Source organism: Mesorhizobium sp. M7A.F.Ca.MR.245.00.0.0 (genome assembly GCF_003997415.1).
Taxonomy (GTDB): domain Bacteria; phylum Pseudomonadota; class Alphaproteobacteria; order Rhizobiales; family Rhizobiaceae; genus Mesorhizobium.
In genome coordinates this window covers 16,568-30,697 of sequence record NZ_RZTE01000043.1, presented here as the reverse complement: position 1 = coordinate 30,697, position 14,130 = coordinate 16,568, and the positions used below count along the sequence as shown (strand labels likewise).

10 protein-coding genes and 3 pseudogenes are annotated in these 14,130 nt (G+C 58.5%); 10 read left to right on the top strand and 3 right to left on the bottom strand.

Going from position 1 to position 14,130, the window contains the following annotated elements:
* The 5 genes and pseudogenes from EOB80_RS35625 to EOB80_RS28635 all read left to right on the top strand — a co-directional run.
* Positions 1-123, top strand: a pseudogene (locus EOB80_RS35625) (ferredoxin); the annotation flags it as partial.
* 138 nt (positions 124-261) lie between these two features.
* Positions 262-849, top strand: coding sequence for a nuclear transport factor 2 family protein (locus tag EOB80_RS28650; RefSeq protein WP_245463580.1), 588 nt, complete (start codon positions 262-264; stop codon positions 847-849).
* A gap of 148 nt (positions 850-997) precedes the next feature.
* Positions 998-2,599: an SDR family oxidoreductase gene (locus EOB80_RS28645; RefSeq protein WP_063169384.1), complete on the top strand. Its 1,602-nt coding sequence runs from the start codon at positions 998-1,000 to the stop codon at positions 2,597-2,599.
* A gap of 138 nt (positions 2,600-2,737) precedes the next feature.
* Positions 2,738-3,790 (top strand): LLM class flavin-dependent oxidoreductase, encoded by a 1,053-nt coding sequence (locus EOB80_RS28640; RefSeq protein WP_024505249.1) that lies wholly within the window; start codon positions 2,738-2,740, stop codon positions 3,788-3,790.
* Entirely contained in the window at positions 3,777-4,403 is a 627-nt protein-coding gene (locus tag EOB80_RS28635; protein ID WP_024505250.1) for a nitrogen fixation protein NifQ, read from the top strand. The genes EOB80_RS28640 and EOB80_RS28635 overlap by 14 nt, the downstream gene beginning before the upstream one ends.
* Here EOB80_RS28635 and rpoN read toward each other — a convergent pair.
* Together rpoN and EOB80_RS28625 are read right to left on the bottom strand one after the other, a co-directional pair.
* The gene (gene rpoN, locus EOB80_RS28630) at positions 4,400-5,833 is read right to left on the bottom strand and encodes an RNA polymerase factor sigma-54 (protein ID WP_127331194.1); all 1,434 of its coding nucleotides are present in this window, start codon (positions 5,831-5,833) and stop codon (positions 4,400-4,402) included. The genes EOB80_RS28635 and rpoN overlap by 4 nt on opposite strands.
* A 68-nt stretch (positions 5,834-5,901) precedes the next feature.
* Positions 5,902-6,435 carry a peroxiredoxin gene (locus EOB80_RS28625; RefSeq protein WP_024505252.1) on the bottom strand — a complete coding sequence of 178 codons (534 nt, stop codon included), beginning with the start codon at positions 6,433-6,435 and terminating at the stop codon, positions 5,902-5,904.
* A gap of 2,318 nt (positions 6,436-8,753) precedes the next feature.
* Between EOB80_RS28625 and hisC the strand changes: the two genes are divergently transcribed.
* The 3 genes and pseudogenes from hisC to EOB80_RS28605 all read left to right on the top strand — a co-directional run bounded on the left by hisC (position 8,754) and on the right by EOB80_RS28605 (position 12,452).
* Positions 8,754-9,908, top strand: coding sequence for a histidinol-phosphate transaminase (gene hisC / locus EOB80_RS28615; RefSeq protein WP_127331192.1), 1,155 nt, complete (start codon positions 8,754-8,756; stop codon positions 9,906-9,908).
* Positions 9,909-9,955: 47 nt separating this feature from the next.
* Positions 9,956-10,990 carry an LLM class flavin-dependent oxidoreductase gene (locus EOB80_RS28610; RefSeq protein WP_095484287.1) on the top strand — a complete coding sequence of 345 codons (1,035 nt, stop codon included), beginning with the start codon at positions 9,956-9,958 and terminating at the stop codon, positions 10,988-10,990.
* Positions 10,991-11,244: 254 nt separating this feature from the next.
* Positions 11,245-12,452: pseudogene (locus tag EOB80_RS28605) on the top strand (IS3 family transposase).
* 13 nt (positions 12,453-12,465) lie between these two features.
* On the opposite strand, the pseudogene EOB80_RS28600 reads toward EOB80_RS28605, so the two are convergent.
* Positions 12,466-12,583: pseudogene (locus EOB80_RS28600) on the bottom strand (transposase); the annotation flags it as partial.
* Between the two features lie 492 nt (positions 12,584-13,075).
* On the opposite strand from EOB80_RS28600, the gene queC reads away from it, so the two are divergent.
* On the top strand, positions 13,076-13,774 hold the full coding sequence (gene queC, locus EOB80_RS28595; RefSeq protein ID WP_063170389.1) for a 7-cyano-7-deazaguanine synthase QueC: 699 nt from the start codon (positions 13,076-13,078) through the stop codon (positions 13,772-13,774).
* The gene (gene queD, locus EOB80_RS28590) at positions 13,774-14,130 is read left to right on the top strand and encodes a 6-carboxytetrahydropterin synthase QueD (protein ID WP_126063824.1); all 357 of its coding nucleotides are present in this window, start codon (positions 13,774-13,776) and stop codon (positions 14,128-14,130) included. The genes queC and queD overlap by 1 nt, the downstream gene beginning before the upstream one ends.

The following is a 14,130-nucleotide window of genomic DNA, read 5'->3' as shown; positions in this document are numbered from 1 at the left end:
ATGCGTGTCGTCGTACATAAAGCCAGATGCCAGGGTCATGCGCGCTGCTGGGCGCGGGCGCCGAGAGTCTTCAAGCTTGATGACGCCGGCTACATCTTGCCCGGTGATATTGATGTTGCCGATGGGGAGCAACTGCTTGCCTCAAAAGGGGTACGAGCCTGCCCCGAACAAGCTCTGGAAGTTGACGAGCCCCCCGCTAACTCAGTTGTAGAGAGAGACACACGCAAAGTGCAGACTGGCATCGGGAAGGACAAAACAATCATACAATTCGCGACAGACCCTGTCGACCACGCGAAAATTACCGAACTGCGTGACCGAGAGGCGATCCGCAACTGCCTGTATCGGTACTGCCGCGGGATAGACCGCGCCGATGAGGCGGCGCTGCGTAGCGCATACTGGCCCGAAGCGTATGACAGGCACGGTCCCTATTGCGGACCGGCAGAGGACTTCATCCAATTTGCTCTCGGTCTGCCGGGGCACCGTAACATCCATCAAATCACGAACAGCCTGATCGACTTCATCAGTTCAGCAGAGGCCGCGGTCGAGAGCTATTTCACCGCGCTGCAACGCGGACCGGATACAGACCAAGAAATACGTCAGACGCTGCTTTGCGGCCGTTACTGCGATCTGTTTCAGAAGAGGCAGGACGAGTGGCGAATTGCGGAACGGACAGTCGTCTACGATTGGGTTGAGGAGCAAATCCCGCCAGCGATTCTTGAGGCAGATAGGTTCGGCCAGCGACAGCCGATTGGAGCACCACATCCAGACGATCCCATCTACCAGTTGCTCAAGGGTCACATCCCCACCGACCAAGATGGCGTCGAGGGTCCCCAACTGGGAGCTGCATAAGTGGGTAGAAATGGAGGATGAGCGCCCTACGGGAACGACATCTGTGTGGGGCCGCAACTGGCGGTCACTGCAACGATTTGGCTCGGCCCTTCATTCCGCCCAAGGTTGATGGGCTGAGATCACAAGCGGTCATCGTGGAGAAGCTCTCGTGAAACTGGCAGCACGCACCGTAATCATCACAGGCGCTGCGGGCGGGATCGGCCGTGCCCTGGTCGATATCCTTGCCGCGGACGGAGACACTGTAGTTGCGGTGGACCTTCCGGGCAGTGGTGTGGTTGAACTGGCTCGGGATCTCGGGTCGCCGCACGTCGGTCTGGAGTGCGATGTGTCGCGAGAGAAAGACATGCTCTCACTTTTCGGCCAGGTCGAAGCACGCTTCGCGCAAATCGATGTCCTCATCAACAATGCGGCGGTTGGACCCACGATGGATAGGATCATCGACACCGCTGTCGATACCTTCCGACGCGGCGTGACAGTGAACCTTATTGGGCCATTCGTTATGGCCAGGGAAGCGGCGCGGCGCATGAAGCCGGGCGGTGCGATCGTCAATGTGGCTTCGATGGCGGGCGTGGTCGGCAATCCCAGGCGCAACGCCTACGCAGCCTCGAAAGCTGGCGTGATCTCGTTGACAAAGTCCCTTGCATGCGAGTGGGCTATGCGAGGAATCCGCGTCACGGCGGTGGCGCCGGGCTCCGTCCGCACCCCAATGGTCACAGAACTGGCACGCGCTGGCAAAATGGACCTCGCGGCGATACGCCGCCGCGTGCCGATGGGGCGCTTGGCTCGCCCCGACGAGATCGCCAGGGTCGTGCGTTTTCTGAGCAGCACGCAGGCGCGCTACATCACCGGCTCGGTGCTGGCAGTCGACGGAGGCTGGATGTCATTCAACCAGCCGGGGGATGCTCACCCGCCGGTGGATGGTGCGCTCCAAGCCGAGCTCTCCTGTCCGGCCGAATGCACAGATGCGCGAATCGTGCTCGTCACCGGTGGCGCAAAAAGCATTGGCGCGGCCGTCGCTCGCCGCTTTGCCGCGAACGGCGACACCGTCGTGATTGCTGATAAAGATGGCACTGCAGCGGCAGAGCTGGCTACATCGCTCCCCGGCAAGCATCTGGCGAAATCGCTGGACGTGGCCGTCGAGAGCGATGTGGTGTCGATGTTCGAAGAACTGAGGGGACGCTTCGGGTATATCGATGTTCTGGTCAATAGTGCTGATACCGCCGACAGGATTGTGCCTGCGATCGAGCAACTGTCGAAACAGCTCGAACACGTCCTGGATGTCAACCTTACCGGCGCCTTCACCTGCGCGCGCGAAGCGATCAAGGCTATGCGCCCGGGCGGCGTGATCCTCAATCTCGGGTCGATCGACAGCTTTCTGCCGTTCGCGCCGCGCCATGCCTACGGCGCCTCCAAGGCGGGGATGGATATGCTGACCCGTTGCATGGCGGCCGAACTCGGGCCGGTCGGAATTCGGACAGCCACCGTCGCTCCTGGCCACATCCGCACGCCCGCACTTGCTCAGTTGGCCAAAGCCGGCCGCATCGACCTGACAGCAATCGGACGACGCATCCCCATGGGCAGGATGGGACGGCCAGAAGACGTCGCAGATGCATCGTTCTTCCTTGCTTCGTCTGACGCCTCATACATCAACGGCTCGATCCTCTACGTGGACGGCGGCTGGACCTCGTTCGGTGATGCGGGAAACGCCAGCGAGCTCTATGACGAATGTTTTGCGGAGGCGGCAGGTTAATTGCCAGGCCTTCGCAGGGCGACCGGCCGAGCATTATGAAGCCTCGGCTCCACGACGCACCTGAGGTGCTTGAGATCCAAGCATGCGCATGCCGAGCACATTCCCGGTCGGCTGACGTGTCTATAACGAGGAGAAATCATGGAATTTGCCACTTTCATTCTGGCCGCCCAGCGTGGCTATCACCAATCCTCAGAAAGCGTCATCCGCAACTCCATCGAACAGGCCGTCGCTTCGGAGCAGGCTGGGTTCAACACCGCGTGGTTTGCTGAGCACCACTTCAACAATTACAGCCTCATACCATCCCCGCTGATGATGGTGGCGCACTGCGCCGGCTTGACAAGCACGATTCGCCTGGGCACTGCCGTCTGCGTGCTGCCGCTTTACCAACCGCAGCGCCTGCTGTCCGAGATCGGCTTCGCCGACATCGTTGCGAACGGCCGTCTCGAGCTCGGCGTAGGCTTGGGATACCAGCAGTTCGAGTTCGAACGGTTCGGCGTGGACATCGATGAGGCGCCGGCCGTCTTTTCGGAATACCTGGACATCATTCTCAAGGGCCTCAACCAAAACGTCTTCGAACACGACGGCCAATATGAGAAGATCCCCCCAACAGCGATTTCGGTCCGCACAGTCCAGCAGCCGACGCCGCCTATCTGGATCGCTGGCGGAGCCGCACGGATGGCTCGGGCCTACCGCGAGGGGCACAATTTTTTTGTCACAGCCTTCCACGACGGCTTAGAGACTTTGACCACACTGCGTGAATCAGTCGAGAGGGCGGCGGCATCCGAGGAAAAGAACGTCACCGACGTCAAGATATCGCTGCTGCGCTGCTGCTATGCCAGCCACGACGAGTTGGAGATCAACAGCTATCTCGACAATGCCCGCTTCCAGCGCCGGCTTTCTGAAGCCCTGCATCAGCGCCGCCAACAGAGCCACGATGGCTACCTGCTGCAGGAGACACCGACCCAGCAGGATCTGTCCTTCGAGACCATGCGCAAAAATTTGCCGATTGGCAGCGTAAATCGCGTGATTGATCGCCTGCTGGAAGAGATCGATATCTTGAAACCGGACCAGATCGCAGTTCAGACTCAATTGGGCGACTTCGACCAAAAGACGATGCTGCGCCAGATCGAGCTCTGGGGCGACAAGATCATCCCTGCGGTCAACAAGGCGCTTTGTCATGCCGGAAGCTGAAGCCGGCCGTTACGATGATGGCTGCCTATCCAGCGCGCAATGGCGTGGGTCCGAGCTAGGGAGGAGCTTCGATCAGCATGTGCTGCCCTGCGTACATTCACGTTCGCTTGAGGAGGTCCAGGCGGGCGAGGTGTTGGCGACGGAGGGGACAGGCCTTTCGTCTGTCGAATTGCGTGATGTCTTGGCCGCAACTTTCCCGTCTACCTCCAGCAGCGTATTCGCTTTGGAGGAGTTGAGCGAGCCCGAGCCGGAACTGGAAGAGGAACTGCTACGCCGGCTGCTGCTAGCGCATGCTGCGCCGGCCGACCCGGCGAGCGCCCGCTTGGCCAAGATCATCGCCCGGCGTGCGATGCGCATGGACCATCTTTGGCGGGATCTTGGCCTCTCAAATCGCGCTGAGCTCAGCCGCCTGCTTGCCAGACATTTTCCCGCGCTGGCGGCAGGCAACACAGAAAACATGAAATGGAAAAAGTACTTTTACCGCAAGCTGTGTGAGGCCGAAGGCTTTTCGTCATGCACAGCACCCAGTTGCGGGGAATGCCATGACTTCGAAAGCTGCTTCGGCCCGGAGGAAGTTGAGAGTTGCCTCTCGCCGACCACGAATGTCGGTTAGTCACTTCGCTTGATCGCAGCTGCGGACAAACGCTTATCGCGGCGCCGTCGTATGGAGGAAGGGATGTTCATCGCCTCGCGATATTTGGTGACGGTACGGCGAGCGACATCGATGCCGGTCTCCTTGAGTTGAGCAACGATGTCTTCGTCGGAATGTACCTTGTCGAGCGATTCTTCGGCTATGATTGCCTTGATCCGATGGCGGACAGCTTTGGCGGAGTGCGCATCGCCGCCCTCGCAGGATGCGATTGGCGCAGCGAAAAAATACTTCAGCTCGAACACCCCGCGCGGAGTTAACATGTACCTGTTCGAAGCCACCCGGCTTACCGTCGACTGGTGCATGCCGATCTCGTCAGCGACATTTTTGAGACAGAGAGGCCGCAGATGGGCGGCGCCGTGTGTAAAAAAGGCATCCTGCTGGCGCACGATTTCGGTCGCAACCTTAAGGATCGTCTTAGCGCGCTGCTTGAGACTGCTGATCAGCCAGTTCCCTTTTTCCTGGCAATGGTCGAGAAACGCTTTGCCTTCCGGATTTTGCTTGGTCAGCTGCGAGATTTCGGCGACATAGGTTTGGTTAATCAACACTTTGGGCAGCGTGGCCGGATCAAGCTCCACCCGCCATCCACCTTCGGACGAGGGCATTACCCAGACGTCCGGTACGATGGTTTCCGGCGTCCCGGACTGGAACCGGTCTCCAGGCTTGGGATCGAGCGCGCGGATTTCGTTCCTCATGTCGAGGAGATCCTCCTCGTCGACTCCGCAACGCTGCTTCAATCCCTGAAAATCCCCCCGTGCAAGCATCTCGAGATTGGCGACCAAAGCTGCCATAGCCGGGTCGAACCGGTCTTGCTGGCGCAGCTGAATCTCCAGGCATTCGCTGAGAGTTCGCGCAAAAATGCCCGGCGGATCAAATTGCTGCAAGATTCCGATGACCCGTTCCACATCAGCTTGCCGAACGTTTAACCTCCTGGCCAGATCGAAAAGGTTTACCTGAAGATAGCCAGTGTCCTCCAGATGAGCGGCGAGCTGTCCGGCAATCAGCCGCTCCTGGGGGGTGAACGGGGTGAGGGCGACCTGGCGGGCGACATGGTCGTGCAATGTTTCGGTGTGGGCGGTAAACTCCTCGACGGCAGGTCGATCGTTGCCGCTACTGCGTTGCGACTTCCATTGCCCGCGCCCGCCAGACGGCCCGCCAATGGGCGATTCGCCGATTTCGCTTCTGCTTTGACTGCTCCGCTGATCCACCCCTGGCAGCGGCGAATCGTCGTCAAACGGGTCAGGCTTCAAAACGGGGTTCTTCTCGAGTGCCTGCTGCACGAGCTGATGGAGTTCAGTATGCGTCAATCGCAGCAAGCGAATAGCTTCAATGGCTTGAGGCGATAAGACCATACGTTGCTTCTGGCGTTGAAGCAGGCTTGCTGAGAGATGCATGTTGAACCGTGATCTGCCGAGGAGGCTCTAGTGTGTGCTTGGGTTGTGTGAGACTTTCCACTTCTGGGTCATGCCGCCGCCTTCAATTTGTCGAGAACGTTTTGCGGGGATGAAACGCCATAGGGGTCCGTCTCGCAGTTGTCACAGAAGCCTTCCTCCTCGAACCACTGCTCCACCACGCCATCGTCGATCAGAGCGGCGTATCGCCAGGAGCGCATGCCAAAGCCCAGATTGTCCTTCGCGACCAGCATGCCCATTTTGCGCGTGAACTCGCCCGACCCGTCTGGGATCAGCTCGATCTTCTGCAGCCCCAAGGACTTTCCCCACGCATTCATGACGAAAGCATCGTTGACCGAGACGCAGTAGATCGCGTCAATTCGCAGTTCCAGAAATTGATCATAGAGTTTTTCGAAATCGGGCAGTTGGAAGGTCGAGCAGGTCGGGGTGAAGGCGCCAGGCAGCGAGAACAGGATGATGCGCTTGCCCCCGAAATAATCGTCGGAGGTCTTGTTCTCCCACCGATAAGGATTTGGCCCCCCGATCGACTCATCGCGAACACGCGTGCGAAAGGTCACGAGAGGAACGTTCTTTCTATAGGTCATTGATTTGCTTCCAGGCCAAAGTGGTACGGTGCATTTTTCGGTTAAACTGAAGCGGCATCGACTTCGGTCGACAGTTCCGGCAGCCTCGCGCCTTGGCGTGGTTGCCTCGGACCGGTCTTGTGCAAGACCGCCCCCGAGCAGGCACGTTTAACGGCGACGAGCTTCCGCGGAGACGGGGAATTTTGCTCGCGTGCTTTATCGAGCTTTGAGAGGTAGGCATGGTCTGCAACCGTGATTTTGACTGCGTTCTATCGACCGAGTCGCAAGCGCCATGCCAATTGACCCGATGCCTTGGGTTCACTTCGGTTTTTGCAGCAACTTTCGTGTTGTGCAGTAATGCCGGTCGATATTATTGCTCAAGCAGCACTGGAAATTGGGTGCGACTCCGTTCGGCAAACCCGGCCTTTGTCCGAAGCCGGACACGAATGTCGGAAATAGCCAAACGCCAGGATCTGGGGCGGGTTAAGAAACGTTGCCGTGGGCACCGGCTTCAGCACAATTGCGCCACGCGAGCATGGCTCCCAGCGTCAATGCCGTGCAGCAGCGAGACGAAGTCACTGCAGAATATCAACCTCTGCGAAGTCGTTGAAACCCAGCATGTGCGAGCCGTTCGAGGCGCAGATCAAGGCATGCTCGAGGAAGAGCTCGTGCTCTCGGCAGCAAGTGTTGCGACGTCTGACAAGGATCGTCGCGCTTCAAGGAAAAGAACCTGAATGGTGCACGGCTTGTGAAGGCCGGCGCATGGAAATGGCTGGGCTGATCATCCTCCATGAGGGTTGAATGAAGAGCTGGCCCCTATCTCCCTCAGCTGCAACGGGGGGAGATAGGGCATGTCCGTCTATCGCGCTGGGTAACATTCCTCGGTGATGCAATAAGGGGGAGCAATTTCTCATTTCGGCAGACACGACCCAGCTCTCCTTTCATGCGCTGATTCCCCCAGGGGAAATCGCGACTCCAGGCTTCCTATGCAGCGAATCGCGGTGCTGTCCGATGTCCGACAATGTCGGATGCGGATCGTAGCTGGGCTAGATCCGTCACTTTGCCTCGATGGTTTCCCACTGGCCTTATATCTGCTTCGCCCAAATGCGGCGACATAACCTGTGCGGCATCTGTGAATGGATCGACTTCAATCCAGACCTCGGAGGTCCCGATGCGCGAAGGGAGCTTGCCGATATGACGGCCACCATAGCGAACCACGGTCCGGACGACGAGGGGACTTGGATCGGCGGGCCTGCGGCGCTGGGACACCACCGCCTGGCAATCATCGATATCAGGGCGGCCGCCAGCCGAGGATGCTCCAGGAGGATGGCCGACCTGACTTGGTGCTCGTCTACTCGGGTGAGACTTACAACTACCGCGAGCTGCGTCAACAGCTGGCCGGCCTAATCCATCGCATGAACACGAGCAGTGACACCGAGGTGGTGCTGCACCGCCCCCGCGAGTAGGGCTCTTCGGCGGGTACACTTTTTTCACGAAATCCGTGAATGTTTCTCGCGACATCATCCCGCAATCGGTGGTGCAGCGGGTGAAGAGCCCGTATCCGGCTATCCAGAATGCCGCCTACGACAAAATACTACGTACGCGGTTCACTGTGATGCTGGACGACCTAGTGCCGGCAGTGGCACCGCTGTTGTCCGTCGACAGGTCCCGCGCTTGCTCGGTGCGACCAACAACCTTAAGCGCTAGGGCGTAACCTGACCCTGCAAGATCTCCTCACCGACTATAAGGTGCGCCTCACGATCTGAGACGATGGGACAGGATGGCTAAGGAGGTGCGCCGTCTTGCATGCCCCGCCAGCGAGGCGAACCCTCTTGGCTACGCGCGCCACCAGCGACGCTCCATATCGTCAGGCCTGCGTCTCATGCTCAGATGAGCCGGTATTTGGCTCTCTCATCAGCAAACCGAGAGAGCCCATGCCAAGACGGAAGCAAGCAAGACGAACGAGCGTCAGAGATATCCTGCGCCTGACCCATAAACAGGGCAGTCCGGTGGGCCAAGGTGGCAGAGCAACTGAGGTTCGGCAAGACTTCGGCTTCCACCTATCTGCGGGCGCTGGAGACGGGCTGTCGTGCAGGCCCTGCATGCGGCTTTGAGGACGATGCGATGTTGAAACACCGTCTGTTGCGCCGAATCGGCCGTCGGCCAAACGTTGGGTCGTCATCAGGTTCTCGACAGCTTCCCGGTGTCAAATCCAAACCGTGGTCGGCGATCCCCACCAGGGTGGGAAGGCAGCGCTGATATAGCCGAACGTCGATCAAGTCACGATCAACGATTGCCTCATGTCACATGCCCTGCGGGACTGAAAAACGGAGAAGAACATGTGCGATGCAAAACTGAAGACCGTGCTTTCGCTTTTTTCGCCGGTGGCCAGCAAATTAGATGCTCTCTCGTCCAACGGACCAGCGACGGATGCAAACTGCGTTAAGCTAAATACGAACGAGAACCCGTTTCCGTTGCCGAAGAGCGTAATGCAAAGTGCAATTGCTGCGATCGAACACCAGTATCTTTATCCGGAAGACGACAATCTCAGCTTAAGGGCAGCTGCCTCCGATGCTTACGGATTTTCCAAAGATCAGGTGATTGCCGGCAACGGTTCGTCGGAGCTGCTCGGACTCATCTACAGAGCTTTCCTCGCCCCAGGAGATAGAGTGGCAATGCTGTCGCCCGGATTTTCGTTCAACCGTAAACTTGCCATGTTGCAGGGTGCCGAGTTTCTCGAAATCGCATCGAGCGAAGCTCATCCCCTGCCGATAGAAAAACTGCTGTCCGGCCCCGCAAAAGACGCGAAGTTCATTCTGTTGGCTAATCCGAACAATCCGACCGGAACATTCGTGCCGGTGGCCGAAATCGAACGCCTTGTGGAGCAAGCAGATCGCTTGGTCGTCTTGGATGAGGCCTACGTTGACTTCGCACCCGACAATGCCCTGCGCCTCGTCAATAGACATCCGAATCTTTTGATCTTGAGGACTTTTTCAAAGAGCTATGCTGCCGCTGGCGTGCGAGTCGGCTTCGGTTTCGGTCACCCAGAAATCATTGGCAGGCTGCGCAACATCCAGAATGTCTTCAACATGAACGTGATCGGGCAGGCGGTCGGGAAAAGCATTCTTGCGCATCGCCACGCCTACGAAGAGAACCACAGGCACATCAAGCATGAACGACAGCGAGTGACCCTGGCGCTGTTGCAACTTGGCTTTTCCGTAACACCCTCCCACGCAAACTTTTTGCTGGCCCGTGTGCCGGCGGGACAGGAGGGCTCATGCTGGCAAGCCGCGTTGAAAGAGCAGGCGATCCTCATCGCCAGCTTTCCTGACGTAGATTTGAAGAACTGTATTCGCGTCAGCATTGGCACCACAGAGCAGATGGACAAATTCCTTGCTGCCGCCGAACGCGTCTGTATGAACTTTAAGAAGAATCGCGGTGCTCACAAGCATGAAGTCGATTCACATCAAGCACCAAGTAATGATATGTCGTGAGCTATGATGATTAGCGAATAAATATAGGTAATTTGGAGAACAATTAATTGAAGAAAATTTCCGCTTCGGGCCTGACCTTCGGCATCTTCGATCATCTGGACGAAAACGGCGATGACATCGCACAACAATATGCAGATCGGCTGAGCCTAGCAGAAGCGTGCGATGGCTATGGCTTTTATGCGTATCATCTCGCCGAGCACCACTGTACGCCGCATGGCAGAGGTCCATCACCGAATTTGTTCTTAGCGAGCGTCGCCCAGCGAACCCGCAGTCTTCGTGTTGGTCCCATGGTAATGCTACTTGCGCTCTATCATCCGCTGCGTGCCTTCGAGGAGATCTGCATGCTTGATCAGTTGAGCGGCGGCAGGCTTGAACTCGGCATAGGGCGCGGCTCTGCTCCCACTGAATTGGGATACTTCGGGGTTGCTGTAGAAGCAGCACCAGAACAGTATGCGGAGGCCAGTGAGATTCTCATCAATGCGATGAAAGGCGGGACGCTTTCTTATCAGGGCCGCCACTTTGAGTTGAAAGATGTTCCGCTGACGTTGAGACCTCACCAATATCCCCATCCGCCGACATGGATCGCCACCAATCGACCCGAGCCGGCTAGCTGGGCCGCTGCGAATGGGGCAAACATCGCCTGCGTCGGACCTTCCACTTCTGTTCGCAGCGTTACCGACGCGTTCCGCGCCGCCCGAATTCACGATGCTGACATTGGCCAGCAAGCGCCATTTCTTGGATTGCTCCGAATGGTGGTGATAGGGCGTTCTGAAACAGATGCGTATTTGCTCGCAGCACCTGCCTATGAACGATGGCTCAATAGCTTCAAATTTCTATACGAACTAAATGCCATTTCCACTCCACCAAACTTGCCTTTGAACTTCGATGCAGCAATTGAAAGTGAATTGTGCGTCGTGGGAACGGCAGATTCTGTCCGAAAAGCTCTCCTTGATCAGCTGGAAGAGGCAGGTGCTAATTATCTTCTGTGTCAACTGGCATTTGGGGATTTGCCGCTGGATGCCTCACTATACACCGCATCGGCCATTCGATCCGAAATCATGGCTCGAGTTGCCGCATCGTGAATCCGTCGTGTGATTGGAGGAGCAGCGGCAGCGCTGCTCCTCATTGCGAAACGGTTGTGGGGGCCGGACTCCTGTGTCAGGTGTAAACCATTGGAGCACGTCCTATCTGATCCAGGTCATATCCTGCGGCTTTGAAGTAGTTGGCACATTCGGCTGGGGTGAAGAGGTCGACGACCGCGCCGAGGCGTCCTGACCTTGCCCCTCTGATCTAATCCGGTTTGAAGTTCGTTCTGGCCCATCCAGAGGACCAGGACATGAAACGCAGCCGCTTCTCTGAAGAGCAGATCATCGGAATTTTGAAGAAACACGAGGCTGGGGTATCGGTTGGCGATCTGTGCCGCAAGCACGGGGTCAGCGACGCCTCGATCTACAATTGGAAGGCCCGCTTCGGCGGGATGGATGTCACCGAGGCTCGGCGACCTGAAGGCGCTGGAGGACGAGAACACGCGCCTGAAGCGGCTTTTGGCCGACGCCATGCTCGACAATGCCGCGTTGAAGGACCTTGTGGGAAAGAAATGGTGACGCCCGCCGCCAAGCGGAAAGCTGTCGCTCGCCTGAAGGAAGGCTTCGGGATGAGCAAACGGCGGGCGTGTAAAGCCATCGGCTGTTGCCGCATGACGGTTCGCTACCAGACCAGCAGGCCGGACGACCGGGAGGTTCGCGAGCGGATGAAGGCGATCGCGCAGGAGCGTCGCCGGTTCGGCTACCGGCGTCTTCTCGTGATGCTGAGGCGGGAGGGCCTGGTCGTGAACCACAAGAAGCTGTTCCGGCTCTATCGGGAGGAGAAGCTCGCCGTTCGCCGCCGTGGCGGCCGCAAGCGGGCGATCGGGACCAGGGCGCCAATGCTGGTGCCGCTGAGGCCCGACGAGTGCTGGTCGCTCGACTTCGTATCGGACCAGCTCACCGACGGGCGCCGCTTCCGCATCCTGGCCGTCGTCGACGACTGCACGAGACAGTGCCTGGCACTCATCGTTGATACGTCTCTCTCGGGCATGCGGGTTGCCCGCGAATTGGACCGGCTCATCACCAGCGCGGCCGGCCCAGGATGATCGTCAGCGACAATGGCAGCGAGTTCACCTCGAACGCCATCCTCTCCTGGGCGGATCAGAACCGCGTCGAATGGCATTACATTGCGCCCGGCAAGCCGATGCAGAATGGCTTCATCGAGAGCTTCAACGGCCGACTGCGCGATGAACTGCTCAACGAGACGCTGTTCACCTCGCTGGCTCAGGCGCGCGTAGCCATCGCCCTGTGGCACGCCGACTACAACACCGCGCGGCCGCACTCCCAAATCGCCTGGCAGACCCCGGCCAAGTTCGCCAGCACCTTCAATCCGCGACGGTCGCTCGCGCTGCGCTATGCCAAAGGCTCCGCGCCAGCGCCCGTCGCTTCACCCGCCCAGCAGGGCACAACCCACGCCGGAAACGAACTCAAAACTGCTGGGGCAACGTCAGTCCCATAGAGCCTTGATGGTCGGCCTTTGCTCGCAGCAGCGCCTTAGGTTGGGCGAAGGCGTTCTCAATCGGATTGAAGTCGGGACTGTAGGGCGGCAGGTAGAGCAGGCTCGCCTGCGGCCTCAATCGCGCCGCGCAGGGTTCTCCAGGCGGATGTCGCCAATGTCAAATTTGCTGGCATCCATGTCGCCCTCGCTTTCTGGTTCGAGATCGGAAAATCGCCGAATAATCAGCACATCAACCTGCGCCTGAAGGAGCTCACTGCCACTTTCGGCTGGCGGGGTGTGCCGCCCCACAATTAGAATGTCAATTGTCGTGCCAACCGCACAAGCGAAGGCCAGAAAGCCAACATGTGTTCTGCGGCTTAATTAAGAGTCAGCCGATGTCGGCCGAACATCACCTTGTCTCGAAGTCGACGATCCGACAGCAGATTGCGAAAGTTGGCGCGATGCGAAACAAACTGCTGAAGCGCTCAACTTTTATTGATCACGCGTGTTGGACGCGACGCACTCCCGTTCCAATCGGGCTGAGCGCAAATTCTCCCGGTTCACAAAACTGAGTCGCTGGAGTAGTGGGGGCGCAGAGAAATCTCCGGTCGCAGCCTTACCCGGTCAAAACAAGGATACCAATGATGAAGACTCTCGCCGTCTGCTCTGGCGGATTGGACTCCGTTTCCCTTGCTCACATGGTGGCAGCGGAGCACGAACTCACCGGCCTTCTATCTTTCGACTATGGCCAACGGCACAGGAAGGAATTGGGCTTCGCCGCTCTTTGCGCGCAGCGACTGAAGGTCCCGCACCAGATCATCGACATCGGCGAAATTGGCCGTGGCCTTTCCGGCTCAGCGCTGACTAGCAGTATCGACGTGCCGGACGGCCACTACGCCGAAGACACGATGAAGATTACGGTGGTGCCGAACCGCAATGCCATCATGTTGGCAATCGCCTTCGGTCTCGCCGCCGCCCACAGCGCCGAAGCGGTGGCGGCGGCCGTGCATGGTGGGGACCATTTCATCTATCCCGATTGCCGTCCGGCCTTCATTGAAGCTTTCCAGACAATGCAAGACCGCGCGCTCGACGGCTATGCGCAGATACGCCTCTATGCACCGTATGTGAATCTCGGAAAAGCTGACATTGTTGCGGATGGCGCAAGATACGGCACCCCGTTTGCTGAGACCTGGTCCTGTTACAAGGGCGGCGTGCGTCACTGCGGACGATGCGGGACCTGCGTCGAGCGGCGCGAAGCGTTCCATCTCGCCGGGCACGCTGATCCCACCGACTACGAGGACGCCGATTTCTGGCTTGAGGCGCTGCGCAGGAGGCGCGCGTAATGTTCCACATCACCAAGGAATTCCACTTCTCGGCCTCGCATCAGCTCACCTCCTTGCCTCCCAACCATCAATGCGCGCGCCTGCACGGGCATAACTATGTCGTCGTAGTGGAGCTGTCGGCCAAGGAACTGGACGCCCACGGCTTCGTGCGCGACTATCACGATCTGGCGCCGCTCAAACGCTACATTGACGAGAGCTTCGACCATCGGCACCTCAACGACGTGCTGGGACATGAGAAGGTCACGGCGGAATGCCTGGCCAGACATTTCTATGAATGGTGCAAGGCACGTCTGCCGCAGACCGCGGCCGTGCGCGTTAGCGAAACACCGAAAACTTGGGCGGAATACCGTCCGTGA